The 26,448-nt window shown below is 70.3% G+C and carries 30 protein-coding genes and 1 tRNA gene; 13 read left to right on the top strand and 18 right to left on the bottom strand.

All coding sequences use genetic code 11. The annotated features are described in order from the left end of the window. Positions 1 to 24: 24 nt before the first annotated feature. A complete protein-coding gene (locus tag H4696_RS33625) occupies positions 25 to 561 on the bottom strand; it encodes a hypothetical protein (RefSeq protein WP_086865036.1) in 537 nt (178 codons plus the stop codon). A gap of 89 nt (positions 562 to 650) precedes the next feature. Between H4696_RS33625 and H4696_RS33620 the strand changes: the two genes are divergently transcribed. Both H4696_RS33620 and H4696_RS33615 read left to right on the top strand, forming a co-directional pair. Beyond that, a complete protein-coding gene (locus tag H4696_RS33620) occupies positions 651 to 1,169 on the top strand; it encodes a peptidylprolyl isomerase (protein ID WP_163046861.1) in 519 nt (172 codons plus the stop codon). 197 nt (positions 1,170 to 1,366) lie between these two features. Then, positions 1,367 to 2,161, top strand: coding sequence for a rhomboid family intramembrane serine protease (locus tag H4696_RS33615; protein WP_086865035.1), 795 nt, complete (start codon positions 1,367 to 1,369; stop codon positions 2,159 to 2,161). Here H4696_RS33615 and H4696_RS33610 read toward each other — a convergent pair. Then, entirely contained in the window at positions 2,158 to 2,535 is a 378-nt protein-coding gene (locus H4696_RS33610; RefSeq protein ID WP_086865034.1) for a PH domain-containing protein, read from the bottom strand. The two genes, H4696_RS33615 and H4696_RS33610, sit on opposite strands and share 4 nt — an antisense overlap. A gap of 112 nt (positions 2,536 to 2,647) precedes the next feature. Beyond that, positions 2,648 to 2,914 (bottom strand): cell division protein CrgA, encoded by a 267-nt coding sequence (gene crgA / locus H4696_RS33605; protein WP_033261030.1) that lies wholly within the window; start codon positions 2,912 to 2,914, stop codon positions 2,648 to 2,650. A 192-nt stretch (positions 2,915 to 3,106) separates the two neighbouring features. On the opposite strand from crgA, the gene H4696_RS33600 reads away from it, so the two are divergent. Genes H4696_RS33600 through H4696_RS33590 form a run of 3 tightly spaced genes read left to right on the top strand, consistent with a single transcriptional unit; the run spans position 3,107 to position 5,329 of the window. After that, a complete protein-coding gene (locus H4696_RS33600) occupies positions 3,107 to 4,171 on the top strand; it encodes a class E sortase (protein WP_192783096.1) in 1,065 nt (354 codons plus the stop codon). Next, positions 4,171 to 4,326, top strand: a complete 156-nt coding sequence (locus H4696_RS33595; protein ID WP_086865498.1) for a hypothetical protein — start codon at positions 4,171 to 4,173, stop codon at positions 4,324 to 4,326. The genes H4696_RS33600 and H4696_RS33595 overlap by 1 nt, the downstream gene beginning before the upstream one ends. Positions 4,327 to 4,339: 13 nt before the next feature. Then, positions 4,340 to 5,329, top strand: coding sequence for an LLM class flavin-dependent oxidoreductase (locus H4696_RS33590; RefSeq protein ID WP_192782675.1), 990 nt, complete (start codon positions 4,340 to 4,342; stop codon positions 5,327 to 5,329). Here the strand turns inward: H4696_RS33590 and H4696_RS33585 are convergent. The 3 genes from H4696_RS33585 to H4696_RS33575 all read right to left on the bottom strand — a co-directional run bounded on the left by H4696_RS33585 (position 5,298) and on the right by H4696_RS33575 (position 7,235). After that, positions 5,298 to 5,690 carry an SCO5389 family protein gene (locus H4696_RS33585; RefSeq protein WP_086856199.1) on the bottom strand — a complete coding sequence of 131 codons (393 nt, stop codon included), beginning with the start codon at positions 5,688 to 5,690 and terminating at the stop codon, positions 5,298 to 5,300. The genes H4696_RS33590 and H4696_RS33585 overlap by 32 nt on opposite strands. Positions 5,691 to 5,790: 100 nt before the next feature. After that, positions 5,791 to 6,525 carry an ABC transporter permease gene (locus H4696_RS33580; protein WP_086856198.1) on the bottom strand — a complete coding sequence of 245 codons (735 nt, stop codon included), beginning with the start codon at positions 6,523 to 6,525 and terminating at the stop codon, positions 5,791 to 5,793. After that, positions 6,522 to 7,235 (bottom strand): ABC transporter ATP-binding protein, encoded by a 714-nt coding sequence (locus H4696_RS33575; RefSeq protein WP_086856197.1) that lies wholly within the window; start codon positions 7,233 to 7,235, stop codon positions 6,522 to 6,524. The genes H4696_RS33580 and H4696_RS33575 overlap by 4 nt, the downstream gene beginning before the upstream one ends. Before the next feature lie 170 nt (positions 7,236 to 7,405). On the opposite strand from H4696_RS33575, the gene H4696_RS33570 reads away from it, so the two are divergent. After that, positions 7,406 to 9,226 (top strand): sensor histidine kinase, encoded by a 1,821-nt coding sequence (locus tag H4696_RS33570; protein WP_086856196.1) that lies wholly within the window; start codon positions 7,406 to 7,408, stop codon positions 9,224 to 9,226. After that, positions 9,166 to 9,825, top strand: coding sequence for a response regulator (locus H4696_RS33565; protein WP_086856195.1), 660 nt, complete (start codon positions 9,166 to 9,168; stop codon positions 9,823 to 9,825). Before H4696_RS33570 ends, H4696_RS33565 begins: the two co-directional genes overlap by 61 nt. Here the strand turns inward: H4696_RS33565 and H4696_RS33560 are convergent. Beyond that, on the bottom strand, positions 9,822 to 11,141 hold the full coding sequence (locus H4696_RS33560; RefSeq protein ID WP_086856206.1) for an FAD-dependent oxidoreductase: 1,320 nt from the start codon (positions 11,139 to 11,141) through the stop codon (positions 9,822 to 9,824). The genes H4696_RS33565 and H4696_RS33560 overlap by 4 nt on opposite strands. Before the next feature lie 133 nt (positions 11,142 to 11,274). Here H4696_RS33560 and H4696_RS33555 point away from each other — a divergent pair, with 133 nt between their 5' ends. The 5 genes from H4696_RS33555 (at position 11,275) to H4696_RS33535 (ending at position 14,230) form a co-directional block, all read left to right on the top strand. Further along, positions 11,275 to 11,709, top strand: coding sequence for a hypothetical protein (locus tag H4696_RS33555; protein WP_143264912.1), 435 nt, complete (start codon positions 11,275 to 11,277; stop codon positions 11,707 to 11,709). Positions 11,710 to 11,750: 41 nt separating this feature from the next. Continuing rightward, complete coding sequence (locus tag H4696_RS33550) at positions 11,751 to 12,395, top strand: aminodeoxychorismate/anthranilate synthase component II (protein ID WP_086856193.1); 645 nt, start codon at positions 11,751 to 11,753, stop codon at positions 12,393 to 12,395. Continuing rightward, entirely contained in the window at positions 12,392 to 13,183 is a 792-nt protein-coding gene (locus H4696_RS33545; RefSeq protein ID WP_086856192.1) for an ABC transporter ATP-binding protein, read from the top strand. The genes H4696_RS33550 and H4696_RS33545 overlap by 4 nt, the downstream gene beginning before the upstream one ends. Continuing rightward, entirely contained in the window at positions 13,171 to 13,812 is a 642-nt protein-coding gene (locus H4696_RS33540; protein WP_086856191.1) for a hypothetical protein, read from the top strand. The genes H4696_RS33545 and H4696_RS33540 overlap by 13 nt, the downstream gene beginning before the upstream one ends. A 100-nt stretch (positions 13,813 to 13,912) precedes the next feature. Then, entirely contained in the window at positions 13,913 to 14,230 is a 318-nt protein-coding gene (locus H4696_RS33535) for an effector-associated constant component EACC1 (protein ID WP_086856190.1), read from the top strand. Positions 14,231 to 14,282: 52 nt separating this feature from the next. Here the strand turns inward: H4696_RS33535 and pknB are convergent, their stop codons facing one another. The 7 genes from pknB to H4696_RS33495 all read right to left on the bottom strand — a co-directional run bounded on the left by pknB (position 14,283) and on the right by H4696_RS33495 (position 23,717). Continuing rightward, on the bottom strand, positions 14,283 to 16,256 hold the full coding sequence (gene pknB / locus H4696_RS33530; RefSeq protein ID WP_086856189.1) for a Stk1 family PASTA domain-containing Ser/Thr kinase: 1,974 nt from the start codon (positions 16,254 to 16,256) through the stop codon (positions 14,283 to 14,285). Then, positions 16,253 to 17,575 carry a serine/threonine-protein kinase gene (locus tag H4696_RS33520; protein WP_086856188.1) on the bottom strand — a complete coding sequence of 441 codons (1,323 nt, stop codon included), beginning with the start codon at positions 17,573 to 17,575 and terminating at the stop codon, positions 16,253 to 16,255. Before H4696_RS33520 ends, pknB begins: the two co-directional genes overlap by 4 nt. A 3-nt stretch (positions 17,576 to 17,578) precedes the next feature. Next, positions 17,579 to 19,048, bottom strand: a complete 1,470-nt coding sequence (locus H4696_RS33515; RefSeq protein WP_086856187.1) for a peptidoglycan D,D-transpeptidase FtsI family protein — start codon at positions 19,046 to 19,048, stop codon at positions 17,579 to 17,581. Then, positions 19,045 to 20,532 (bottom strand): FtsW/RodA/SpoVE family cell cycle protein, encoded by a 1,488-nt coding sequence (locus H4696_RS33510; protein WP_086856186.1) that lies wholly within the window; start codon positions 20,530 to 20,532, stop codon positions 19,045 to 19,047. Before H4696_RS33510 ends, H4696_RS33515 begins: the two co-directional genes overlap by 4 nt. Then, positions 20,532 to 21,929, bottom strand: coding sequence for a PP2C family protein-serine/threonine phosphatase (locus H4696_RS33505; RefSeq protein ID WP_086856185.1), 1,398 nt, complete (start codon positions 21,927 to 21,929; stop codon positions 20,532 to 20,534). Before H4696_RS33505 ends, H4696_RS33510 begins: the two co-directional genes overlap by 1 nt. Beyond that, positions 21,926 to 22,387 (bottom strand): FHA domain-containing protein FhaB/FipA, encoded by a 462-nt coding sequence (locus H4696_RS33500; RefSeq protein WP_003079002.1) that lies wholly within the window; start codon positions 22,385 to 22,387, stop codon positions 21,926 to 21,928. Before H4696_RS33500 ends, H4696_RS33505 begins: the two co-directional genes overlap by 4 nt. Before the next feature lie 100 nt (positions 22,388 to 22,487). Beyond that, positions 22,488 to 23,717 (bottom strand): FhaA domain-containing protein, encoded by a 1,230-nt coding sequence (locus tag H4696_RS33495; protein WP_086856184.1) that lies wholly within the window; start codon positions 23,715 to 23,717, stop codon positions 22,488 to 22,490. A 130-nt stretch (positions 23,718 to 23,847) separates the two neighbouring features. Here H4696_RS33495 and H4696_RS33490 point away from each other — a divergent pair. Continuing rightward, positions 23,848 to 23,930: transfer RNA gene (locus tag H4696_RS33490), tRNA-Leu, on the top strand. A gap of 185 nt (positions 23,931 to 24,115) precedes the next feature. On the opposite strand, the gene H4696_RS33485 is transcribed toward H4696_RS33490, so the two are convergent. From H4696_RS33485 to H4696_RS33470, 4 genes are all read right to left on the bottom strand, one after another. After that, positions 24,116 to 24,400, bottom strand: coding sequence for a helix-turn-helix domain-containing protein (locus H4696_RS33485; protein ID WP_086856183.1), 285 nt, complete (start codon positions 24,398 to 24,400; stop codon positions 24,116 to 24,118). Then, complete coding sequence (locus tag H4696_RS33480; protein ID WP_086856205.1) at positions 24,397 to 24,747, bottom strand: type II toxin-antitoxin system RelE/ParE family toxin; 351 nt, start codon at positions 24,745 to 24,747, stop codon at positions 24,397 to 24,399. The genes H4696_RS33485 and H4696_RS33480 overlap by 4 nt, the downstream gene beginning before the upstream one ends. Before the next feature lie 67 nt (positions 24,748 to 24,814). Continuing rightward, positions 24,815 to 25,546, bottom strand: a complete 732-nt coding sequence (locus H4696_RS33475; RefSeq protein WP_086856182.1) for a S1 family peptidase — start codon at positions 25,544 to 25,546, stop codon at positions 24,815 to 24,817. 107 nt (positions 25,547 to 25,653) lie between these two features. Next, a complete protein-coding gene (locus H4696_RS33470; protein WP_086856181.1) occupies positions 25,654 to 26,406 on the bottom strand; it encodes a S1 family peptidase in 753 nt (250 codons plus the stop codon). Positions 26,407 to 26,448 lie beyond the last annotated feature (42 nt).

Below are 26,448 nucleotides of genomic sequence, written 5' to 3'. Positions count from 1 at the left end.
CCCGGGGGCCTCTTCGCGTCTCGTTCAGTTCTTCTTTTCGGCGGGCGCCGGCGAGGGCGCCTTGCCGTTCGCCTGCGGGGTCGGCTTCGCCGCTTCGGCGGGCTTCGGCGCGGGCGGGGTGGCCTTCGGCGGCGCGGGCGCGACCGGCGGCTCCTGCTTCGAGCGGAGGGCGTAGGCGGCGCCGGCACCGACCACGACCAGGCCGAGCAGCCACGGCCACTTGCGACGGCTGCGGGTGCCCTTCGCGGCCGACTTGGCCTCGGTCAGAGCGGCGTAGAAGTCCTTCTTCGCCGCCTTGAAGTCCTTCTTGCCGCGGCGCTTCGACTCGCCGGCCGCCTTCGCGGCCTTGATGGCGGCCTTCTTCGCCTTGCGACCCGGCTTGCGCAGCTCGGACAGGCGCGCGAGCGCCTCCTCGCGAGCGGCCTTCGAGCTCTTCTTGAGCTCCTTGCGGGTCAGTTCCGTCTTCTTCGCGAGCTTCTTCTGCGCGCGCCGCCCCTGCTTGACACCCTCGGTGACGAGTTTGTCGGCGGTCTCGACGGCCTGGGCTGTCGCCCGGGACATGGGCTTCACCTCATCATTCGTTTTGACACTGCTCTGTTACCCGTAACCTATCGTGCCCCTTTTTCCCGCCGCCCGCCGCAGATGGCACGATGAACCTCGTGAAAGCTACGCTGCACACCAACCAGGGTGACATCCACCTGAACCTGCTCCCCGACCACGCGCCGAAGACGGTCGCGAACTTCGTCGGGCTCGCGGAAGGCACCAAGGAGTACACCCAGCCCAACGCGGCGGGCACGAACTCCGGCCCCTTCTACGACGGTTCGATCTTCCACCGGGTCATCGACGGCTTCATGCTGCAGGGCGGCGACCCGACCGGCACCGGCCGCGGCGGCCCCGGCTACAAGTTCGGCGACGAGTTCCACCCGGAGCTGCAGTTCAGCAAGCCGTACCTGCTGGCCATGGCGAACGCCGGGCCCGGCACCAACGGCTCGCAGTTCTTCATCACCGTCGCGCCGACGGCCCACCTGAACTTCCGCCACACGATCTTCGGCGAGGTGGCCGACCAGGAGTCGCGCAACGTCGTCGACGCGATCGCGCGCACCGCCACCGGCCCGGCGGACCGCCCGCTGACCGACGTCGTGATCGAAAAGGTCACCATCGAGCACTGACGGCCCGTGCAGCGAGGTTTCGGTAGGTTGGTTCCATCGTGAACCAACCGCCGAACCCCGCCGCCGAACAAGCCGCGCTCCCCGGGTGCTGGTGGCACCCGAACCGCCCGACCGGACTGAGCTGTTCCCGGTGCGGGCGTCCGGCATGTCCGGATTGCCTCCGCGAAGCCCCCGTCGGCTTCCAGTGCACCGACTGCGTGCACAGCGGGGGCCGGCAGCAGCGCCGTCAGCACCGCGACTACCAGGAAGCCGGCTTCGGCCAGCGGACGGTCTTCGGCGCGCGCCTCTCGCAGTCCGTGCTCGTCACCCAGGTCATCCTCGCGGTGAACGTCCTGGTCTTCCTCTTCACGGCCTTCCAGGCGCAGAGCCTCAACGACAACGACTTCTCGTCGCTGTTCCAGTACGGCAAGCTCTACGGCGACGCGACCCTCGGCAACGGCGAGTGGTGGCGGGTCTTCAGCAGCGGTTTCCTCCACTACGGCCCGATCCACGTCGCGGTGAACATGTTCTCGCTGTGGATGATGGGCCGGTCGCTGGAGCAGGTCTGCGGCCGGGGCCGCTACCTGGCGCTCTACTTCATCTCCATGCTCGGCGCGTCCGCGGCCGTGCTGCTGTTCGACGACCCGCAGAAGTCGACCGCCGGCGCATCCGGCGCGCTGTTCGGCCTGATGGGCGCCTACGCGGTGATCGTGCTCAAGCTCCGGCTGAACCCGACCGGGCTGATCATCACCCTCGCCCTCAACGCCTTCATCACCTTCGGCATCCCGGGCATCTCGATCTACGCGCACGTCGGCGGCCTGGTGACCGGGGCACTGGTCACGGTCGCCCTGCTCTACGCCCCGGAGGCGAACCAGCTGCGCTGGCAGGCGATCGGGCTGGCGATCATCGTGCTGGCCATCGTCGGCCTGCTGGCCTTCCAAGGCGGCCAGTACGGGCCCGAGACCTGCGGGTTCGTCCAGTACCGCGGGGTCCAGCTCTACAGCTGCGGCTAGCCGCGCGCCCGCAGCGTGCTGAGGACGTCCAGGACGTCCCGCGGGTCCTCGCCGAGGTCCAGCCACCCGAAGACGTACAGCTGCTCGTCGTGCTCGACCTCGAGGGTGACGCCGTCGCGGCCCATCCGGCGGGTGGTGCGCAGCCGCGTGCGGGTCTGCGCCCACGGCAGCCGGTGCGTGCCGCCCAGCGTGCGGGCCACCAGGCCCTCGGCGTCGGCGGCCAGCCGCGGCCGGACGAGCGTGGCGTGGCCGGCGAACGCGCCGACGGCCACCGCCGCCAGCGCGAACAGCACCAGGCCGCCGCGGTCGCCGAGCAGCGCGTCGGTCACCACGGCGACCAGCAGCAACGCCGTGACCGCCCAGGCCGATACCACAACGGCCCGGCGTGGCGCCCAAGAGGTGGGGTAGTTATCCACAGGGGTTATCCACACTGGGGATGAGTCACACCGGTGTAATTCGGCGTCAAGCCGCCAATCGGAGTAATAATCAGCGCCAGCGCATGGTCATGAGCAGACCCGCGATCATCAGGGCGAATCCGCCGGCGAAGTTCCAGTTGCCCAGATCGGCCATCCAGGAGATCTTGTCCCCGGCGATGTAGTTCACCAGCAGCCAGACCAGGCCCACGAGCATCAGCCCGAACATGGGGATCTTCCAGGCGAGGCCGGTGGGGCCGGCCGCCCGCACCTTCACCGGTGTGCGCCGGTCGGCGGGCGGGGTGTAAGCGGTCTTCTTGCGGACCTTGGACTTGGGCATCGTGTGTTCCTCGCGGTGCTCTTCGGGCTCGTCTGGTGGCGATGTCCCGCTGAGGGTGCGCAACCAGCGCCACGTGCACACGTTAACGTAAACGACCGCAGGAAAGCAGCGGCCGGAGTGGTCGGATTTTCCCGCACCGTGACAACGGCGTCACCCAGGGTTCGGCGCGGCTTGAGAGGAGCTTGCGTGGAGATGCGCGAAGGACCGGATGACGACCGGCGCAGACACCCAGGGCAGCGGCCGGTACCGCCGCGCCGCCCCGCCACGCCCCCTCGCGGCCAGGTGCCGCCCCGGCCGCCCCAGCGCGGCGCACAGGGCCAGCCGCCCCGGCGCTCGCCGGCGCCCCGCCGCTACGCCAGTCCGCCGCCGCCGGGCGCGAACGAGGAGACCGTCGTGTTCGCCCCGGTCGGGAAGGGCGGCGCCGCGACCAAGGAGAAGCCCGCCCCGGCCCCGCTGGGCAAGGGCGGCGTCGCGATCCGGACCGCCGGCGAAATCCTGATCACGCTGGGCCTGGTCGTGCTGCTGTTCATGGTCTACGAGCTCTACGTGACCGACCTGTTCTCGGCGGGCAAGCAGTCCGAGGCGAGCGACCAGCTCGACGGCGAGTGGGCGCACGACCGGACGCTGCACCCCGAGCTGATCGACGGCAAGGCGTTCGCCCGCATCCACATCCCGACGTTCGGCGTCGACTACAACTTCACCATCCAGGAGGGCACCGACGAGGCCGCCCTGGAAGTCGGCCCGGGCCACTACAAGGGCACGTCGCTGCCCGGCGAGCCCGGCAACTTCGCCGTGGCCGGCCACCGCGTCGGCAAGGGTGCCCCGTTCAACGACCTGGACAACCTCTCCTCTTGTGACCAGATCGTGATCGAAACCTCGACCGACTTCTACATCTACAAGGTGCTGCCCTACGACGACGAGGTCGAGAACTGGGCGGGCACCAAGGGCGCCGACCCGAAGTGCAAGGGCGTCTCGACCCTGCGCGACCCGAACGCCGAAGACGGCGGCGCGTACAGCGAGACGTTCGGCCGCAAGGTCGTCCTGCCCAGCCAGGGCACGGCGGTGAACCCGGTCCCGTACAAGGACGCCGACACGCTCCCGAAGGCCCAGCAGGCGGCGCTGCTCACGCTCACGACCTGCCACCCGCAGTTCTCCGCCCGCGAGCGGCTCATCATCACCTCGGTGCTGACCCAGCAGGTGCCGAAGAACCAGGTCAAGGACTACGGCGACCTGCTTTCGAAGATCGGGGAGGCCTGATGTACGCCTGGCTGTGGCGGAAGTTCCCCGGCCCGTTCGCGGTGAAGCTGACGATCGCGGTGGTCCTCGTGCTCGGGGTGGTCGCGCTGCTGATGTTCGTGGTGTTCCCGTGGCTGGAGCCGCGGCTGTGGTTCAACGAGGTCGCGGTCAACTGAAGGCGCTCGGCTCTTGAGGTTCGGGGTCTTCCTGGTCAGCGGCCGCTTCCCCGGCCAGTCGGACGGCGACGTCCTCCGCCGGTCGGTCCGCGCCGCCGAGCTGGCCGAAGAAGCCGGCTTCGACGACGTCTGGTTCGCCGAACACCACTTCCTGCCCTACGGCGTCTGCCCCTCGGCCATCACGCTCGCCGCGCACGTGCTCGGGCGGACGTCGCGGATCGGCGTCGGGACCGCCGTCAGCGTCCTCTCGACCACGCACCCGGTCGCGCTCGCCGAGCAGTGGGCGATGCTCGACGCCGTGTCCGACGGACGGCTGCGGCTCGGCGTCGGGCGCGGTGGCCCCTGGCAGGACCTGGAGGTCTTCGGCACCGGGCTGGATCGCTACGAAACCGGCTTCGAGGAGACCCTCGACGTCTTCCTGCGGGCCACCACCGGCCGGGCGCACGCCGACGGGAGGCACTTCGCCTTCCGGGAGGTGCCGCTGGTCCCGGCGCCGGAACGGCGGCCGGACGTCGTCGTCGCGTGCGGCGGGCCGAAGTCGGACGCGGTGCGCCAGGCCGCGGAGCGGGACCTGCCGCTGCTGCTCGGCCTGCACGCGGACGACGAGGAGAAGGCGGCCACCGTCGCGGCCTACGGGAAGCCGGCGGCCCACGTCTCGACCGTGCTCTGCCAGGTGGGGGACGCCGGCGTCGTCCGAAAAGCGCTGCCCGCGTGGCTGAAGGACGGGCTCGGCGCGCACGTCACGGTGGACGGGCGGCCGGGGCCGGCGCGCGATCCGGGGGAGTACACCGAACGGCTTTGCGCGATCCACCCGGTCGGCGACGCGGACCACTGCGTCCGGACCCTGGAAACGAGCCTCCGGCGCACCGGCGTCTCCCACGTGCTGATGCTCGTGGAAGCGTCGGGTACGCCGGAGGGCACGTACGCGAACATCGCGCGGATCGGCACCGAGGTGCTGCCCGCGCTGCGGGCTAGCAGTCCCGCAGTTCCGGGCTCTGGTTGAGCAGCTGGCCGCGCGGCGAGACGAACGCGCGGTAGCGGTCACCGTCCACTTCGGACGTCTTGAAGACGGCGACCCGGTGGCAGTTCTGGAACGCGAGCTTGACGCCGAAGTGCCGCTCGAGGCCGCCGCGGATCGCGTCCGAGGCCAGTGCCCGCAGCAGCTGCCCGCGGGCGGCCTCGCTCGGCGGCGGCGTCTCGTTGTCGGCGAAGCCGTCCGCGGCGCCCTCGGCGTCGGCGATGACGCCGGTGATGACCTCCCAGGCGTACGGCAGGGATTCCTTGACGCAGGTGACGAACTCGGCGTCGGTGACCTCCCCGCGCTCGGCCTTCTCCAGCAGCGCGGGTGACACGTCCAGGGACATCGAACCTCCAGTTTGAGCAGGGCCACCCTCTTGGCTACCGGCCGGGTGGCCCCGCCACAAGAGAAAACGATGATCATCACCAATATGGCGGAAGCCCCGGTCACTCCCAGCGAAAGAGCTTCGCCGCCAGTGCCGTCCCGATCGCCGCGAAGGCGGCGAGCACGACCAGCTGCAGCGGCTGCACGCCGGCGCCGACCCACGCGTCCTGCAGCGGCTGCGTGCCCGGCGGGACGTAGTCGCCGATCCGCCGCAGGACCTCCGGCAGCAGCGGCCTCGGCAGGTAGACCCCGCCGAAGAACATCGTCGGCAGGAACGCGATCAGCGCGAACCCGCCCGCGCTCTTGGCCGTCCGGGCGACCGCGGCCGCCAGCAGGCCGAACGCGAACATCGAGACCGTGCCGAGCAGCAGCGTCAGCAGGAACGACAGCGGGTGCTTCGGCAGCGGGACGTCGTAGGCCGCGTGGGCCACGCCCAGGGTCAGGCCGATGCCCGCCAGCGCCACGACGACGTGGATCGCCAGCTGCGCGCCCAGCAGGTTCACCGGGTGCACCGGGGTGGTGGCCAGCCGCCGCAGCACGCCCTGCTCGCGGTAGGCCGCGACGGCGCCCGGGATCGACTGCAGCGCCAGCATCGCCAGGCTGATGACGACCACCGACGGCACCCAGGCGTCGATGAACCGGAACCCGCCGGCGGCCGGGCTGGGTTCCGTCATGCCGGGGATGGCCCCGACGGCGAGCAGGATCGCGGCCGGCAGCAGGACGCCGGCGATCGCCATGAAGGGCGAGCGGAGGAAGAGTTTCGTTTCGGTGGCGGTGATCTTGGCGAAGGTGTTCACAGTGCGCTCCCGGTCAGCGAGACGAAGGCGTCGTCCAAAGTGGACGCGTTGACGGATCGGCGGAGTTCGGCCGGCGTGCCGGTGGCGACCACGCGCCCGGCGTCGAAGATCGCGACGCGGTCGCAGAGCCGCTCGGCTTCGTCCATGAAGTGGGTGACGAGCAGGACCGTGACACCGCCGGCGCGCACGCCTTCGACGAGCCGCCAGGTTTCGCGGCGGGCGTGCGGGTCGAGCCCGGTCGTCAGCTCGTCGAGGATCGCCAGTTCGGGGCGCCCCACCAGGGCCAGCGCGATCGACACGCGCTGCTTCTGGCCGCCGGAGAGCTTCCCGAACGGGTGGCGGGCCTGGTCGCGGAGGTCGAGCTGGTCGAGCAGGACGTCGATGTCCGCCGGGTCCGGGTAGAAGGAGGCGAACAGCTCCAGCGCCTCGCGCACCCGCAGTTTCGCGGGCAGCCGGCTTTCCTGCAGCTGGACGCCGATGCGGCGGGTCAGCGCCGCCCGGTCGGCCGCCGGGTCGAGGCCGAGCACGGACAGCGTGCCGCCGTCGGCCCGGCGCAGGCCCTGGATGCATTCGACGGTGGTGGTCTTCCCGGCGCCGTTCGTGCCGAGGATGCCGAAGATTTCGCCGCGCTCGACGGTGAACGAAACGCCGTCGACCGCGACCCGGGAGCCGTAGCGCTTGCGGAGGTCGGTGACTTCGATGAGTGGCATGGCACTGAAACTACGAACCGGCGGCCGCGCGCGGAATGACGCTGAAACCCCAGCTCAGGTAGCGTTTTGCTGAAGCGGGGGTGGGGCTGGGCCCACCCCTTTCGTGGGGCTCCGGGCAGTGCGCCCGCGCCGGTGGTCCGGCGAAGATTCCGGGGCAAGGAGGTGCCGGGATGACGTACTCGCGGGCACTCGGCCGGGCGCTGGCGCTGGCGGCGCGGTCACTGCTGAGCTGGTTCGACGTGCTGGTCGAGCTGATCGCGTTCGCGCTGCTGTGCGTCGGGCTGGTGTTCTTCCTCGGCCCCGCGGTCGAATGGGCTCGCGGCCGCTCGACGACGGCCCGTGCCCTCGCCGCGCGCTGGTGCGGCGTCGAGGTCGAAGCGCCGTACCAGCCCGAACCGCCGGAGCCGGTGCGCGAGCGCGACGGCTGGTACCGCGACGGCAACACGCTCTACAAGCGGGCGTTCTGGATCCGCTGGCAGCACCGGCTCACCTGGGCGCTGGAGGACCCGGCGGCCGAGCGCGAGTTCGCGTGGCAGCTGGTGAACCCGCTCGTCACGCTGCTGCTTCCGGTCGCGGTGCTGTTCGGCGGGCCGTCCGTGCTGCGCGGCTACGGCCACTGGACGCGCTGGTGGCTCGGCCCCCGCCCGGTCGTCGAGCGCCGGGGGAACTGGCTGCAACGGCACCTGGAATCGCTCGGGCACCAGATCGGCATCCTCGTGCTTTCCCTGGTGCAGTTGGTGTTCTCGGCGTGGCAGCTGGTCGTCATCGCCGTCGCGCAGCCGGTGGCGGCGCCGGTCGTGCTGTGGTGCCGGACCATCCCCGACACGCTGCGCCGCGAGGCCGGGAACTGGACCGGCGTGCGGATCGCCCGCCCGTACCTGCCGCCGCCCGGGCTGCCGGTACCCCGGCCGGACGGGCTCTACCAGGTCGGCAAGCAGCTGTACGAGGAGCCGTTCTGGCCGGTGCAGCACGCCCGGCGGCGGTGGATCCTGGGCGACCGCGCCACCTGGCGCGACCTCGCCGGCGGCGGCCTGATCCCGCTCGTGTCGCTGGCGCTGACGTTGCCGACGGTCGCGTTGCTCGGCTGGGGCCTGGTCGGCCTCGGGACGCTGTGGATCTGGCGGCCGTTCGTGTTCTCGCCGGTCCGCTGGCTGGTCCTGCCCGAGGTGTCGACGCACCTGGGCGCGCTCGCGCAAACCCCCTTGGCGCTGGGGATGATCGTCGCCGGCCTGGTCCCGACCCCGTGGCTCGCCCGGCAGCAGGCCCGCTTCGCCAAGGTGTGGCTCGGGCCGACCGAGTCGTCCCGGCTCGCCCGGCGCGTCGAGCGGCTCAAGCAGACGCGCACCGACGTCACGGTCGCGCAGGCGGCGGAGCTGCGGCGCATCGAGCGCGACCTGCACGACGGCATCCAGTCCCGGCTGGTCGCGATGGGCATGAAGCTCGGCGCGGTCGAAGCACTGGTGGACACCGACCCGGCCGCGGCGAAACGGCTCGCGGCGGAGCTGCGCGCGGCGTCGTCGGAGGCGCTGACCGAGCTGCGGGTGCTGATCCGCGGCATCCACCCGCCGGTGCTGTCCGAGCGCGGGCTGCTGGACGCCGTGCGCGCGCTGGCCCTGGACAGCCCGCTCAAGGTCCAGGTCACCGGCTCGCTGCCGGGCCGGCTCGAAGAACCGGTGGAGGCGTGCGCGTACTTCACCGTGTCGGAGCTGCTCGGCAACGCGGCCAAGCACGGCGCGAAGCGGGCGGCGATCGAGGTTTCCGCCGCCGACGACCTGCTGACGCTGGTGGTGACCGACGAAGGCCCGGGCGGCGCCAACCCGGCCCTCGGGTCGGGACTCCGCGGAATCGAGCGCAGGCTGGGCGCCTTCGACGGTAGGTTGACGCTGACCAGCCCGATCGGCGGGCCGACCAGGGCGACCGTGGAGCTCCCGTGTCAGATCGACCCAGAACCGTTGTCGCCGAAGACCAGTACCTCCTCCGAGACGGTCTGACGCACTTGCTGGCGGCGCACGGCTTCGACGTCGTCGCGGCGGTCGGCAGCGGCCCGGAACTGGCGGCCGCGTTGCGGGAACACCGCCCGGACGTGTCCATTGTGGACGTCCGGATGCCGCCGACGAACACCGACGAGGGCCTGCAGGCCGCATTGGCCGCCCGCCGGGAGGTGCCGGGGCTGCCGATCCTCGTGCTGTCCCAGCACGTCGAGCAGCTGTACGCGCGCGAGCTGCTGGCCGACGGCACGGGCGCGATCGGCTACCTGTTGAAGGACCGCGTGTTCAACGCGGACCAGTTCATCGACGCGGTGCGCCGGGTCGCCGGCGGCGGCACGGTGATGGACCCCGAGGTGATCGCGAAACTGGTGGCGGGCAACGCTTCCGACCCGCTGGCCGCGTTGACGCCCCGCGAGCGCGAGGTGCTGGGCCTGATGGCGGAAGGCTGTTCGAACGCGGCGATCGCCTCAAAGCTGCACTTCAGCGAAGGGGCGGTCGGCAAGCACACGGCGAACATCTTCGCGAAGCTCGGGATTTCGGCTTCGGACGACACGAATCGCCGCGTGCTGGCCGTGCTCGCCTACCTCGGCGCGGACGCTTAGCCGCGCGAAACCCGCGTCATCTCTTCGCGTTCGACCACCTTGATCCGCTCCCGGCCCGCGGCCGAACCGAGCGACTTCTCGTGCGCGTCCAGGCGGCCCCAGCCCTCCCACGTCGTGAACGGGATGCCGCGCGTGGCCAGGAAGTCCAGGATCGCGTCCGGCGAGGAGAACTTCGGCGCCGTCAACGTGTCCGCGTCCGCCAGCAGGCTCGCGACGGTCTCCGCCGCGTCGCCCTTCGTGTGGCCGATCAGGCCGACCGGGCCGCGCTTGATCCAGCCCGTCACGTACACGCCCGGCAGCTGGTTCTCGTCGAGGTCCAGCACCCGGCCGGCCTGGTTCGGGACGACCCCGGCCGCGTGGTCGAACGGGATCTCCGGCAGGTGCGAGGACAGGTAGCCGACCGCGCGGTAGACCGCCTGGACGTCCCAGTCGTGGAACTCGCCGGTACCGCGCACGTTCCCGTCGCCGGTCAGCTCGGTGCGTTCCGTGCGCAGCCCGGTGACGCGGCCGTCGGTCCCGACGATCTCCGCGGGGGAGTGGAAGAAGTGCAGGTGGAGCCGCCGCGGCCGGGTGCCGGGCTCGCGGATCGCCCACTCCTGCAGCGTCTTCACGACCATGTCGATCTGCTTCGACGTCCGCAGCGCCGCGATGCTGCCCTCGTCGAACTCGATGTCCTCGGGGTAGACGATGACCTCGACGTTCGGCGAGTGGTCGAGCTCCCGCAGCTCCAGCGGCGTGAACTTCGCCTGCGCCGGCCCGCGGCGGCCGAACACGTGCACGTCGGTCACCGGGCTGGCCTTTAGCCCCTGGTAGACGTTGTCCGGGATGTCCGTGCCGAGCAGCTCGTCCGCCGTCTTCGCCAGGACGCGCGCGACGTCGAGAGCGACGTTCCCGACCCCGAGCACGGCGACCGAAGACGCGGTCAGCGGCCAGCTGCGCGGCACGTCCGGGTGGCCGTCGTACCAGGACACGAAGTCGGCGGCGCCGTAGCTGCCGTCGAGGCCGGCGCCCGGGATGTCGAGCGCGCGGTCGGCGGACGCGCCGGTCGAGAAGATCACCGCGTCGTAGAACTCGCGCAGCTCGTCGAGCTTGATGTCGGTGCCGTAGTCGATGTTGCCCAGCAGTCGGATGTTCGGCTTCGACAGCACCTTCTCCAGCGCGGTCACGATGCCCTTGATGCGCGGGTGGTCGGGCGCGACGCCGTACCGGATCAGCCCGAACGGCGCCGGCATGCGCTCGAACAGGTCGATCTGCACCTCGGCGTCGGACTTGTCCAGGATGTCGGCGGCGTAGATCCCGGCGGGACCGGCGCCCACCACGGCTACGCGAAGAGTTCGGCTCACACCTCCACCGTAAGTTAGGGTCACCTAAGTAGAAATGTGATCTGGCGTACGGTCCACCTGGTGGGAGGACGCGGGCCGGAGCAGTGCCCGATCGGGTGTTGAGGTCATGATCGACTTTTTGTTAGCTTCGAAACAGGGGAGGAACGCCTCCTTTCGACGAGTCGAAAGTGGTGTGGTGGCAATGCTTTTCCGACGTATCAGTCGTGTCTTCTTCGTTTTCGCCGTGGCCGCCGGGGTGGTGGTTCCCGGGGTCGCCGGCGCGGCCACGCGGACGACGCCGCACTGCGGGTCGAACATCGTTTGCTGGTACCACGGCATCAACTTCACCCGTGGTGCCGATGCCTGGACGCCGATCGCGTCCGGCGACTGCCTGTCCTTCGCGGAGAAGGGCGCGGGAGTCGGCGAGTCCGCCGGGAACGGCAGCGACTACCCGGCCCGGTTCTGGTCGAACGGCAATTGCACCGGGATCAGCAAGATCGTGAATCCGCAGACCGAGAACCCCAATCTCGGGTTCCAGGCCTTTTCCCTCGGCGGAATCTAACGCGTGGAGGGCGGTCCCCGGGAGCCGGTAAGCTCGGCGCCATGCGCGTCCTCGTCGTCGACAACTACGACAGCTTCGTCTACAACCTGGTCCAGTACCTGGCCCAGCTCGGCGCCGACTGCACGGTCTGGCGCAACGACGTCGTGGACCTCGACCGCGTGCCCGAGTTCGACGCCGTGTTGGTGTCGCCCGGCCCCGGGACGCCCGAACGCGCTGGTCAGAGCATGGACGTCATCCGCAAGTGCGCCGAGACGCGCACGCCGATGCTCGGCGTCTGCCTCGGCCACCAGGCGCTCGGCGTCGTCTACGGCGCCACCGTCGACCGCGCGCCGGAGCTGCTCCACGGCAAGACGAGCCAGGTGCGGCACGCCGGGGCCGGCATCCTCAAGGACCTCCCTGAGGAGTTCACCGCCACCCGGTACCACTCCCTGACCGTGCTGCCCGAGACGATCGCCGAAGACGTCTTCGAGGTCACCGGGCGCACCGAGTCCGGCATCGTGATGGGCATGCGCCACCGCGAGCTGCCGCTGGAAGGCGTCCAGTTCCACCCGGAGTCCGTGCTCACCGAGGGCGGCCACCGGATGCTGGCGAACTGGCTGGCCGCCGCCGGTCACCCCGTCGACCCGGCCCGGGTGGACGAGCTCGAGCGCGCGACCAAGGCGCTCCAGAAGGCCGCTGTTGCGTGATCCGGCTCGCGGGGGTCGGCAAGCGGTACGGGCGTGGTGACTTCGTCCTCCGCGACGTCGACCTGACCGTCGAGCCCGGGCACGTCGTCGGCGTCCTCGGCAGCAACGGCTCCGGCAAGTCGACGCTGCTGCGGATCATGGCCGGCGTCTCGCAGCCGACCACCGGGTCGCTCACCGGCACCCCGCGGATCGGCTACCTGCCGGACCGCTTCCCGGCCGGCCAGCGCATGGGCGCGCGGGCGTACCTGCGGCACATGGCGCGCATCCACGGGCTCACCGACCTCTCGATGATCGACCCGCTGCTGGAGCGGCTGGCGCTGGTCGGCGGCCCGGCCGCGCCGCTGCGCACGCTGTCCAAGGGCAACGCGCAGAAGGTCGGGCTCGCGCAGGCCGTCATGGTGCGCCCTGACCTGCTGATCCTCGACGAGCCGTGGTCCGGGCTCGACGTCGGCACGCACGCGATCCTCGGCGAGCTCGTCGCCGAGACGCGGGCGCGCGGGGCGAGCGTCGTGTTCACCGACCACCGCCCGCAGGTCGTGCACGACCACGCCGACGTCGTCCACCTCATCGACGACGGCAGGCTCACGGCGGAAAGCGCGGAGCCGACCACCCGCATCGTCCTGCGCGGCGGCGGCACCGGCTGGGCCGATGAACCCGGCGTGCGGCACGCGGTCGTCGAAGGCGCCCAGGTGGTGCTCACGGTCGAAATCGCCTCGGTGGACGCGGTGCTGCTGCGGGCCCTGAAGGACGGCTGGTCGGTGCGGGAGGTGGCGCCGTGCTCGCCATGACCCGCTACTACTTCGTGCTGCTCGGCCATTCGCAGCGGTACCTGCCCGCGCTGCTGGCCTACCTCGCGCTCTGCGTGATCCTCTACGCCGACCCGAACTCGCCGCCGCTGCCGCTGTTCGGCGTGAGCGCCGGCGGCCTGCTGGTCGTGTCGTGCTGGCTGACGATCGCCCTGCTCGACATCGAGGACCCGGTCCAGCGCCTGGTGACCCTCAGCCACGCCCGCCGGTGGCGGCGGCTGATCACCGGCGCGATCTTCGCGGTGCTGGCCTGTTCGCTGGTCCTCATGGTGATCACCGAGGTGTGGTCGGCGCTCAAGTCGTTCAAGGTCCAGCCGTCGGCGCTGGGCATCGGGCTGCTCGCCCACCTCGCGTGCGCGCTGCTGGGCATCGCGATCGCCCTCCCGTGCTCGCGGCTGCTGGTGTCCCGGATCGGCTGGACGGTGCTCGCCGCCGTCATCACGCTGACCGTCGTGCTGCTGGCGAAGATCCCGCTGGTCCACCCGCTGCTGCACGCGCTGACCGACGAAGAACCGGTCGCCGGCCCGCTGGCGCTCGCGCTCGGGACGTCGGTGGCGCTGCTGGCCGTCAGCTTCTTCGCCGTCTCGGCTCTCGTCCGCCGCCGCTCTTGATGGCAAATTGCAGAATTCAATTCCCGGCCCGGACTTCCGGCCGGACCAGGTGGCCGACTAAGGTTCGGGGCCTCTCCGGTTCCGGGTGAAGGGAGAACGGGTGACGGCTGGGATCGTCGCGATCACCGTGCCAGACTCCGACGGCGAGCTCCCCGAGCTCGCCGCCTGGCTGCGCGGCGAAGACGAACTCCGTGGCCGCGTCCAGCTCTTCGACGCCGTCGTGGTCGGCGTGACGAGCAACTCCGCCGGCGTCTTCTGCAGCTCGCTCTTCGCGTGGCTGCGGCGCTGCCGCGAAGCCCGCGTTTCCCTGAAGGTCAAACGCTCGGGCGCGGCCGAGGAACTCGAACTCGACTGCGGCCCGGCGAGCGACGCCGAACAGGTGCTCGGCGCCGTCCGGGGATTCCTCGACAAAGCCTGAACGACGAAAAAGGCCCGCACGGCGAACCGTGCGGGCCTTCGTCGTCAATTCGTCAGCCGCCGCCGGGGGTGGTCGTCGTCCCGGTCGGGAACGGGAAACCGCCGTTCTCCGCGACGCCGACGGTGATGTTCTGATCCTTGCTGATCTGCGTACCCGGCGGCACGCTCTGCTTGGTGATCGTGCCTTCCGGCTGCTTGCTGGTCTTGTCGGACTGCTGCCGGAGGGTCTGGGTCCAGCCCATGCTCTCCAGCTTCGCCTGCGCGTCTTCGAGCGTCATGCCGATCAGCGACGGCATCTGGATCTGGTCGCTGTTCTCCGGACCGGTCGACACCGTCAGCGTGATCGTCGAACCCACGGCCAGCGAACCGCCGTTCGGGTTCTGCGTGATGACGCTGTCCTTCGGCACCGAGTCCGAAGCCTGCTCGACCTTCTTGGTCTTGAAACCGAGCGCCCGCAGCGACGAGTCGGCCTGCGAGTACGGCTTGCCGGTGAAGTCCTGGACCGTCTTGAGCTCCTTGGACTTCGCGACCGTGATCTGCACGCTGGTGCCCTCGTCGACCTCCGACGACGCCGTCGGCGTCTGGTTCTGCACCAGGCCGGCCTGGTTCGGGTCGTCGACCTCGATTTCCTGGACGTCCGGGTTCAGCGTCAGCTTCGCGTCGGTCAGCAGCTTCTCGGCCTGGTCGCGCGTCTTGCCCTTGAGGTCCGGCACGCTGGCCTTACCGGGCGCTACGCCGACGTACAGCGTGATCTTCGTGGAGGTCGCGACCTGGGTACCGACGCCTGGGTCGATCTTGATGACGTTGTTGATGTCGTCCTGGGTGCAGGACGGGCTGCCGTCGGTCGGCTGCACGCCGCAGGTGATGTTCTTCGTGTCGAAGGTCTTGAAACCCTTGCCGATCAGCGTTTCCTTGGCCTGCGGCACCCGCTGGTGCAGCACGTCCGGGATCGCCACCGTGGCGTTTTCGTTGCTCTTGAACGAGCCCGACAGCCACATGATCAGCAGCACCGCGCCCAGCACGAACAGCGCGGCGAGCGCGGCCAGGATCGTCCGGCGGCGGCGCTTGGCCTTCGGGTCCTCGTCGTCCGGCTCGCTGTACTCCTCGTAGCGCTGCGGCTGCCGCCGGTCGGCGTTCATCACCTGCGTGCGCTCGTCCTCGGACATCACCATCGGCGCGGCCGGGCGCTGGCCCGACAGGGTGCGCACCAGGTCCGAACGCATCTCCGCCGCCGACTGGTAGCGGTTCGCCGGGCCCTTGGCCAGCGCCTTCAGCACGACGGCGTCGAGCTCCGGCGCCACCGCCGGGTTCACCGACGACGGCGGGTTCGGGTCTTCCCGGACGTGCTGGTAGGCGACCGCGACCGGGGAGTCGCCGGTGAACGGCGGCTCGCCGGTGATGAGCTCGTAGAGCACGCAGCCCGCGGCGTAGACGTCGGAGCGGGCGTCGACGGACTCGCCGCGCGCCTGCTCCGGCGACAGGTACTGCGCCGTGCCGATCACCGCGGCGGTCTGGGTCATGGCGGACTGGCCGTCGTGCATCGCGCGCGCGATGCCGAAGTCCATCACCTTGACCGCGCCGTTCTTCGTGATCATCACGTTGGCCGGCTTGACGTCGCGGTGCACGATGCCGTGGCGGTGCGAGAAGTCCAGCGCCGCGCAGACGTCGGCCATGACCTCCATAGCGCGCTTCTGCGACATCGGGCCTTCGGTCTTGACGATGTCGCGCAGCGTCCGGCCTTCGACATACTCCATGACGATGTACGGCAGCGGCCCGAACTCGGTGTTGGCCTCACCCGTGTCGTAGACCGCGACGATCGCCGGGTGGTTCAGCGCGGCGGCGTTCTGCGCCTCGCGGCGGAAGCGCTCCTGGAACTGCGGGTCCCTGGCGAGGTCGGCACGGAGGATCTTGATCGCGACTTCCCGGCCGAGGCGCACGTCGTGGCCGTGATGGACCTCGGACATGCCTCCGTAGCCGAGCGTTTCGCCCAGCTCGTACCGGTTGGAGAGCAGTCTGGGTGTGCTCATCTCTGGGTGCCGTTCCATTCCGTCCAAGGTGTGGTCATGATGCCTTGCTGGCCATCGTCGGTCGTGCCGGGAGAATCCGCCGGTAGGACACTCGTCGCGGGCGGCTCTTCCGTGGGCGGCTGTCTGCCCGGGACCACCTGGCTCGTCGTCTGGCCGGTGTGCGGCGGGGAGCCGGAACTGCCGATCATCTTGGCGATCAGCACGATCCCCGCCACCAGGACAACGAGCAGGATGGCCGCGAGGAGCGCCCACCAGCCCCACTGGGACTTCTTCTTCGGGACCGGCATCATGACCGGCCGCACCGCGGGGCGGGACGGCGGGCCGATGACGACCATGGGGTTCACCGCCGGGGACGGCGGGCCGACCGGCATGTGCTGCTGCTGCGGCGGGACCGGCTGCGGCGGAACCTGCTGCTGCGGTTGCTGTTGCTGCGGTTGCTGCCCGGTCGCGTAGGCGGCGTTGACCAGCCCGGACGGCGTGGGCAGCGGCAGCCCGGCGCGGACCGCGGCGACGGCGGCCGCGAACTCGCCGCCGTTGTTGTAGCGCTGCCGCGGGTCCTTGACCAGCGTCGCCTCGATCACCGCGCGCGCCGCGGGCGGCACGTCGGGTGGCAGCGGCGGCGCGATGTCGCGGATGTGCATCATCGCGACCGTGACCGCGTTCTCGGAGAGGAACGGCCGGTGCCCGGCGAGGCATTCGTACCCGCACACCGCGAGCGAGTAGACGTCGGACGCCGGCTCCGCCGGGTGCCCGAGCGCCTGCTCCGGCGCGATGTAGTGCGCGGTGCCCATGACCATGCCGGACCGGGTGACGGGGGCGGCGTCCGCGGCCTTCGCCACCCCGAAGTCGGTGATCTTGACCTGGCCCGTCGACGTCACCAGGATGTTGCCCGGCTTGACGTCGCGATGGACCAGACCTTGCTCGTGCGCGGCCTGCAGCGCGTTGCCCGCCTGCTCGAGCATGTCGAGCGTGAACTCCGCCGACAGCCGCCCGTGCTTGGCCAGCAAGCCGGCCAGCGGGTCGCCGTCGACGAGCTCCATCACGAGGTACGCGATCGACAGGTCGCCGTCGAACAAGGTCTCGCCGTAGTCGTGCACCGCGGCGATGCCGGGGTGGTTGAGCGACGCCGTCATCCGCGCTTCGGTCCGGAAGCGGTGGAGGAATTCGGCATCACCGGAGAGTTCGGCCTTGAGGATCTTGACGGCCACGGTCCGGTCGAGGCGAGTGTCGCTGGCCTGCCAGACCTCGCCCATCCCGCCGACGGCGATCCGGCTCGTCAGCTTGTACCTCTCGGCCAGCAGCTGGCCCGAGGACAGCATCCGCTATCCACCCCCGAGCTTGGCGTTGATCGCGGCACGGCCGATCTCCGCCGCGACGGTGCCGCCGGTGGCCGCGAGCCCGCGGTTGCCGCCGTCCTCGACGATGACGGCGACCGCGATCTGCGGGTCGTTCGCCGGGGCGAAGGCGGTGTACCAGGCGTGCGGTGCGGTGTTCTTGGAGTCCGTGCCGTGCTCGGCGGTGCCGGTCTTCGACGCGATCTGGATGTCGGCGCGCTTGCCGCCGCCCTTGGTGAAGCCCTCGGAAGCGATCATCATGTCCTTGAGGATCGCGGCGTTCGACGACGAAAGTGCCGCCGTGCCGGTGAGCTCGGTGGGGCTGTAGTCCTCGATGGTCGACAGGTCCGGGGCCAGCACCGACTGCACCAGCTGCGGTTTCATCGCCATCCCGCCGTTGGCCACGGTGGCCGCGAGCAGGCAGTCCTGCAGGGGGGTCAGCCGGACGTCGCGCTGGCCGATGCCGCTCTGGTAGAGCGCGCCCTGCGAGTCGAGCGGGCCGACGGTCGACGGCGCGACCTTCATCGGCACGGTCAGGTCGGTCTGCCCGATGCCGAAGTTCGCCGCCGTCTTCTTCAGCTTGTCCGCGCCCAGCTGGCCGGCGAACTGCGCGAAGGGCACGTTGCAGGAGTGCGCGAGCGCGTCCTTGAACGTGGTGCCCGGGCAGGCGGCGCCGGCGTAGTTCTCCAGCGTGACGCTGGTGCCGGGGAGCTTCGTGTTCGGCGCGGGGTCGACCGGGGTGTCCGGGCCCTTGCCGTCCTCGAGCACGGCCGACGCGGTGACGAGCTTGAACGTCGACCCCGGCGGGTAGGTCTCGGAGATCGCCCGGTTCAGCATGGGCTTCTTCGGGTCCTTGTTGTTCGCGTTCCAGGCGTCGGTCTGCGCCTTCGACGTGTGCGAAGCCAGCTGGTTGGGGTCGTACGACGGCGTCGAGACCATCGCCAGGATCCGGCCGGTCTTGGGCTCCAGCGCGACGACGGCGCCGGTGTAGCCCTTCTGCGTCATCAGGTCGTACGCGGCCTTCTGCACGGCCGGGTCGATGGTCAGCCGGACGTTGCCGCCGCTGGGGTCGCGGCCGGTGACCATGTCCGACAGCCGCCGCACGAACAGCCGCGGGTCGGAGCCGTTGAGGACGTCGTCCTCGGACCGCTCGAGCCCGCCGGCGCCGTAGTTGATCGAGTAGTAGCCGGTGACCGGCGCGTACATCGGGCCGTCGGCGTAGGTCCGGATGTACTTGTACTTGTCGTTGGACGGGTTGACGCTGGCCAGCACCTCGCCGTTGGCCTGCGACACGATCTTGCCGCGCTGGCGGGCGAACTCGTCGTAGAGCACGCGGGCGTTGCGCGAGTCGGTGCGGTAGTCGTCGGCCTTCACCACCTGGATGTAGGTGGCGTTGGCCAGCAGCAGGACGACCATGACGAGCATCGCCATGCCGACCTTGCGGAGCGGGGTGTTCATGCCTGCGCGCTCCCGTCCGCCGGCGGGCGCTGCACGAGCACGGTGTGCGCTTCCGCGATCGGCGCCTGGGCCTGCGGTTGCGGCTTCGGGCGGGCGGCCGGCTTGCGGGCGGCGTCGGAGATCCGGAGCAGCAGCGCGACCAGGATGTAGTTCGCGAGCAGCGACGAGCCGCCCTTCGACAGGAACGGCGCGGTGATACCGGTCTCCGGGATGAGTTTCGTGACCCCGCCGACGACGACGAAGATCTGCATGACCATGGTGAACGCGAGCCCGCCGCCGAGCAGCTTGCCGAACGTGTCGCGCACGGCGAGCGCGCTGCGCATGCCGCGCATCGCGACCAGCAAGTACAGCATCAGGACGGCGGCCAGCCCGATGAAGCCGAGCTCTTCGCCGATCGACGCGGTGATGAAGTCGGTGTTGGCCTCGGGCACCATGTCCGGCCGGCCGGCGCCGAGCCCGGTGCCGCCGACGCCGCCGGTGCCGAGCCCGAACAGGCCCTGGGCGAGCTGGTAACCGCCGCCCGCCTGGTCGTAGGTGGCCAGCGGGTCCAGCCAGTTCGCGACGCGCTGCTGGACGTGCCCGAAGAGGTTGTAGGCGATGACGCAGCCGACCGCGAAGAAGCTCAGGCCGAGGACGACCCAGATGGCCCGCTCGGTCGCGACGTACAGCATCACCAGGATGACGCTGAAGAACAGCAGCGAGGTGCCGAGGTCCTTCTCGAACACCAGGATGCCGATGCAGACGAACGCGGCGATCAGGATCGGGCCGAGGTCGCGGGCGCGCGGCAGCTCGACGCCGACGAGCTTCTTGCCCGCCACCATGAACAGGTCCCGCTTCGACACCAGGAACGAAGCGAAGAAGATCATCAGCAGGATCTTCGCGAACTCGCCCGGCTGGATCGAGAAGAACGGCAGCTTCAGCCACACCTTGGCGCCGTTGACTTCGGAGAGGCTCGACGGCAGCAGCGCGGGCAGCGCCAGCGCGATGATCCCGACCAGGCCGGCGGTGTAGCCGTAGCGGGTCAGCGTGCGGTGGTCGTTGACCACGATCAGCACGACGACGAAGAACACCAGCGAGATCACCGTGAACAGCACCTGCGCGGTGACGGCGGGCGTGTAGTCCTTGCCGTTCTGCAGGGCCCGCTCGGCCAGCGCCAGGTCGATCCGGTGGATCATCACCAGGCCGATGCCGTTGAGCAGCGCGACGCAGGGGAGCAGCACCGGGTCCGCGTACGGCGCCCACTTGCGGACGGCGAGGTGCGCGGCGGCGAAGATGCCGAGGTAGGCCAGCCCGAGCCAGAGGATCGACGCGGTGAGCTCCTGCTCCTGGTTCGCTTCGACGAGCACCAGCGCGATCGTGACGATGAACGCCGCGAAGCCCAGGAGGACGAGTTCGGTGTTGCGGCGGGTCGGGACTTCGCGCGGCGGGTTCGTCTGGAACTGGGCGGCGAGCGGTTCGGCGGAACGCGCGACGGGCTGGCCCATCAGTTACCGCCTCCCGTCGTCGGTGCCGTCGAACTCGGCGTCGAGCAGTCCCTCCCCGCTGGCTGGTTCGCCGACGATGGAGCGGTGGAACCGGCCGGGGCCGTCGGCGTCGTCGTCGGCGTGACCGGGTTGGTCGGCGTCGGCGAGGTCTGACCGCCCGTCGGCGCGCAGTTGTTCAGGCGCTTGTGCAGCTGCAGGAAGTCGTCGATGTACTTCCGGGCGTCGTCGAGGCTGTCCTTCTTGACGCCGTTCTGCACGGCCAGCCGCGCGTCCTCCTGGAGCTGGGTGACGCGCAGCTTGTCCGTGCACACCTGGTTGGGCGGGCAGGAGCCCTGCTCGTAGGTGTGCAGGTCGATGCCGAGGATGCTGCCGGGGACGCCGCGGTAGATGACGACTTCCTCGTCCGCACCTTCGCCGACATAGTACTGACTCAGCACGAAGTACCGGGTGGCGATGGCGGCCGCGGCGAGCACCACGAGGACCACCAGCGCCCCGGCCAGCCAGCGGAACCGCTTCCGGCGCTTGGCCTTCGGGTCTTCGGTCGGCTGCGGCAGTTCCGGGCGCTGCTGCGGTGGCGGCTGGGTCAGCGCCCTGGCCCGCGCCGCGGGCGAATCGCCCTGGTGCAGCTCGTCACTGCCGTCCCCGGCGGCGCCGCCCACGATGGGCGCGTCCTCGCCGAAGTCGACGTCGACCACGTCGGCGATGATCACCGTGACGTTGTCCGTGCCGCCGCCCTTGAGCGCCAGCTCGATCATCCGGTCCGCGCACTGCTGCGGGTCCGGGATCTGCACGGCCTCGGTCAGCGTCTCGTCGCTGACCATGCCGGACAGCCCGTCCGAGCAGATCAGGTACCGGTCGCCGGCGCGGGCTTCGCGCACGGTCAGGCTCGGCTCGACCTCGTGCCCGGTGAGGGCCTTGAGCAGCAGCGACCGCTGCGGGTGCACCGCGGCCTCTTCCGGCGTGATGCGGCCCTGCTCGAGGAGTTCGTTGACGAAGCTGTCGTCGCGCGTGATCTGCGCGAACTGGCCGCCGCGCAGCAGGTACGCCCGCGAGTCGCCGACGTGCACCAGCCCCAGGCGCGTGCCCGCGAACAGCACCGCGGTGAGCGTCGTGCCCATCCCGTCGAGATCGGGGTCCTGCGAGACGAGTTCGGCGATGGCGGCGTTGCCGTTGGCCACCGCCTCCCGCAGCTGGGCGAGGAGGTCGTCGCGCGGTTCGTCGTCGTCGAGCGGGGCGAGCGAGGCGATGACGACCTTGCTGGCCACCTCACCCGCCGCGTGGCCACCCATACCGTCGGCGAGCGCGAGCAGGCGAGGGCCGGCGTACACGGAGTCCTGGTTGCTCGAACGCACCAGGCCCCGGTCGCTGCGGGCTGCGTAGCGGAGGACGAGAGTCATGGGCGAAGCTCGATCACCGTCTTGCCGATCCGGATGGGGACTCCGAGCGGGACCCGGAGGGGTGCAGTGACCTTAGCCCGGTCCAGGTAAGTCCCGTTCGTCGAGCCCAGATCTTCCACGTACCAGTCCTCACCGCGCTGGGCGATCCGGGCGTGCCGGGTCGACGCGTAGTCGTCGTCGAGCACGAGCGTGGAGTCGTCGGCGCGGCCGATCAGGATCGGCCGCCCGTCCAGCGCGATGCGTGTCCCCGCCAGTGCGCCGTGGGTGACCAGCAGCTGCTGCGGGGACTTGCTGTTACGCGGCTTCTTCTCTTTCTTGCGCCCGAAGGTCGGCACCTGGACGCGCATACCGGACGCCGCGTAGAGGTCCGACCGGACGACTCTGAGCGCGGCGAACACGAAGAGCCAGAGCAGCACGAGGAAGCCCACCCTGGTGAGTTGTACGACCAGCTCTGGCACTTGGTGTGTCCGCTCCCGACTCGTCCGTGCAGCCGCGACGCGGGTACGCCGCGGTCCCCCCGCACGTCAATTCTGCGGGAACAGTATTCCGTGCCCCGAGTCAGCCCTGTGTACGGAACACGAGGGACGAATGCCCCACCCGGATGACGTCGCCGTCGGCGAGCTGCCAGGTCTGCACCGGCGTGCCGTTCACGGTCGTGCCGTTGGTCGAACCGATGTCGGCGAGCGTCGCGCTCTGGCCGTCCCAGGTGATCTCCAGGTGCCGTCGGGAGACGCCGGTGTCCGGGAGGCGGAAGTCCGCGTCCTGGCCGCGGCCCACGACGTTCCCGCCCTGCTTCAGCGAGTACGTGCGGTTCGAGCCGTCGTCGAGCTGCAGGCTCGCCGCGAGCTGGCGTCCCGGCGCGGGCGGGGCGTAGCCGCCCTGCTGCTGCGCGTACGGGTCGCCGGCCGGTGCGCCGTACGCCTGCTGCTGGCCGTACTGGTCGTAGCCGGCCTGCTGCTGGCCGCCGTACTGGTCGTACCCGGCCTGCTGCTGGCCGCCGTACTGGTCGTAACCGCCCTGCTGGTAGCCGCCCTGGTCGTAGCCGCCCTGCTGGGGCTGGGCGTAGCCGCCCTGGTCGTAACCGCCCTGCTGGTAGCCACCTTGCTCGTAGCCGCCCTGCTGGGGCTGGGCGTAGCCGCCCTGGTCGTAACCGCCCTGCTGGTAGCCGCCCTGGTCGTAGCCGCCGCCTTGCTGGGGCTGGGCGTAGCCGCCTTGGTCGTAACCACCCTGCTGCTGGCCGTAACCCTGGTCGTACCCGGGCTGCTGGCCACCCTGCTGTCCGTAGCCGTACTGGCCCTGCTGGCCGTACGGGTCACCCTGGTCGTATTGGCCGTAGCCGGGGGGCTGGCTCATTGCTGGGTCTCCTGCGTTGCTGGGTCGTGCCGACCGCGGTGAACCGGCGCCTGAGGGGCGGGCGTCGGGATCGACGGACGAACGGGTCTTGAACTGTCCAGTATGCAGCGCCTCGTTGCGCTCGAGTGATACGACGACGTCACCATAGGTGTCCAGGCCCTCGGCGGCGAGGTGTTCCGCCACCGCCTTGGCCAGTACCTGGGTGACCCGTTGCTCGTCACCGGCCATGCGCTCGTGGTCAGCTGTCCCCAAGGACACGATGTAGTGATTCGGGGCGAGCTGCCGACCGCCTGCCAGCTCACGAACGTTCTCCTCACTCTCCCGTTCCAGGGCGATCGCCACTTCCTGCGTGACGACGTTGCCACCGAACATGCGCGCGAAAGTGTTCCCCACCAGGTTCTCGAGTCGCCTGTCGAATCTTTCGGCGCGGCCCACCGGGGAAAACCTCCTCACGCTCGTGCTTCCGCATCGATCCTATCCGGGTGAGCGAGCCTCTACACGGCCCCCGGTGAAACCCGTTCAAACCACCTGCTAGTCTTCTCCTCGCTGTCACAGAGAAGCACTCGGGCGAGTGGCGGAATGGCAGACGCGCACGGTTCAGGTCCGTGTGTCCGAAAGGACGTGAGGGTTCAACTCCCTCCTCGCCCACGCTGTTCAGGGCCCCGATCGCTGGCGCGATCGGGGCCCTTTCCCGTTGGCCTGGTCTTTCCCGGGGGCCGAGCCCCCGGACCCCCACGGTGCCGCACCTCGCCACCCAGCGTGGTCCGGTGGGGAATGTCACGGGTCCGGAGGCCCTGTTCGCCCTGGGCGAAGTTACGCCGTGTGGGTGGTGATCAGGCGGGGCTGAGCGCGATCGACAGCCGCATCTGGAGGGCCGTCGCGACGCGTTCCAGGACCGGCAGGGTCGGGATCGTGCCGCCGGCTTCGAACCTCGCCATCGCCGACTGCGTCATTCCGGCCCGCTCGGCCAGTTCGGTCTGCGTCCAGCCGCGCTCCTCTCGCAGCGTTCGCACCTCCGCGCCCAGTTCGAAAGCAATTCGAGCTGCCTCGTAGGCGTGGTGGGTCCGGTCGACGCCAAGTTCCTCGCGTAGCTCGCTCCACGAGGTGCGATCGGTCATGACTCCTCCTCGTCCAGGGTGTGCCGCTCGTCCTGGCAGCGGCGCACTGCTCGTCTGGCTCGCTCGACTTCGGCGGCTTCGCGCATCTTCGTCTTCCGCCATACCGTCATCAGAATGATCCGCCGTTCCGGCGCGATCCAGTAGCTGATCCGTATGGCTTGCTCGTCGAGCCAGAAGCGGAGTTCGCGGAGCTTCCCGTCCAGCTGTCTCGTGTACGGCTCGCCGAGCAGAGGTCCACGTTCGGCCAGGAGATCTATGTAGAAGGCGACGCGGTTGATCGCGTTCTCGTCGAGACCTCTCAGCCGGTCGCGGATCTCCGGCTCCAACTCGATGGTACCCCAATCCATAGCGATGATGCTATAGCCGAAACCTACGCTGAGTAACATTGGGGCGTGTTCGAGCTACGGAACGTGTCTACGCCGTGTGGGTGGTGATCCAGTCCGCGATCACGTCCGCCCGGCTCGTGGTTTCGATGCCCGCGTGGGGGCACCCGGGTCCCGTCGCCTCCACCGCGACGAGTTTGCCGCCCGTGAAGTAAGGCGCTCCCGAGTCGTACGTGCACGCGCTGGTCGTGATCTCCGGGGCCGCGCCGCGGACGCCCAGCGTCGTCGGGTCGACCTTCGCCACCGCGACCGTGCCCTGCTGCAGCCGCTGGGCCGGGACCGGGTTCGCGGCCGTCAGGCTGCCCCAGCCGGCCAGGGTCAGCTGCTGGCCGACCTTCGGGAGCGTGCGGTTCACCGCCAGCGGGGTCACCGTCGTCACCGGGGTGTCCAGGCGGATCAGCGCGACGTCGTTCTCCTTCGCCTGGAGGACCTCGGTCGCCTTGCGGGCCACGCCCGATTCGGTGGCTTCGTCGACCAGGCCGAGCGTCACCGTCGTCGGGTACGGGACCTTGCCCGAGACGCGGTTGCGGTGGGCGTCGTGGAAGCAGTGCCCGGTCGTCAGCACCCAGCCGGGCGCGATCAGGGCGCCGGTGCAGTAGCTGGCGTACGTGGAGCCGTCCGGGCGCGGGATCTTCGTCATCGAAAGCTTCGCGACGAACCCGAACTGCCCCGGTGGGACGTCGGAGCCGTGGGCGACGGCCCAGGCCGTCGGCGCGGCGGTGATGGTCAGGACGGCGGCGGCGAGCAGGGCGCGCAGGCGCATTCTTCCCCTTCGTCGAGCGGATGGTCGACGTTCGAGGCTATTGCCGCCGCGGCGTGCTGGGAATTCCCTGGCCGGGCGTCACTCAGGGGTGACGCCCGGCCAGGCGGTCACCCGGTGTGCGAAGCGATCCAGTCCGCGACGACGTCCACGCGGGAAGTGGTTTCGAGCTGGTTGTGCGGGCAGTCCGGCCCGGTCGACTCGACGGACACGAGCTGGCCGCCCGTCCCGGCCGCGACGAAGTACGGCGCGCCCGAGTCGTAGACGCAGGCACTGGTGGTGCTCGTCGGCGCGACGCCCTGCACGCCGAGCGTCGAGGCGGCGACCTGGCCGACCTTCACCGTCCCCTGCTGCAGCTTCGTCGACGGCGTGGGGTTGGTGGCGGTGAGGCTGCCCCAGCCGGCGAGCGTCAGCAGCTGCCCGACCGACGGCGTGACGCGGTTGACGGTGAGCGGCGTGATGCCGGTGACGTCCGCGTCCAGGGTCGCGATCGCGATGTCGTTGGCGCTCGCCTGGTAGACCGTGACGACGTTGCGCGTCACGCCCGGCGTGCTCTGGTTGACCGTGCCGAGCAGCACCGACGTCGGGTAGGGCACCGGCCCGGAGACGCGGTTGCGGTTGGCGTCGTGGAAGCAGTGGCCCGCGGTGATGATCCACTTCGCGGCGATCAGCGCGCCGGAACACGCGCTGTTGTACTTCGTGCCGTCGGGCCTCGGGATGTTCGTCATGGTGAGCTTCGCGGCGAACTGGTACGTCCCGGCCGGGACGTCGGAGCCGTTGGCCACGGCCGCCGCCGGTCCCGCGGTGGCGAGACCGGCGGCCAGCGTCAAAAGGGCAGCAGAGAACACAGCGCGGACGCGCATCGGTGGATCCCCCTTGTCCTGCACCGGCAGTCGAAGGCCGGT

The organism is Amycolatopsis lexingtonensis (genome assembly GCF_014873755.1).
GTDB classification, from domain to species: Bacteria; Actinomycetota; Actinomycetes; order Mycobacteriales; family Pseudonocardiaceae; genus Amycolatopsis; species Amycolatopsis lexingtonensis.
Note: the sequence above shows the minus strand (reverse complement) of the source record. Positions and strands in the feature narration are given on the sequence as shown.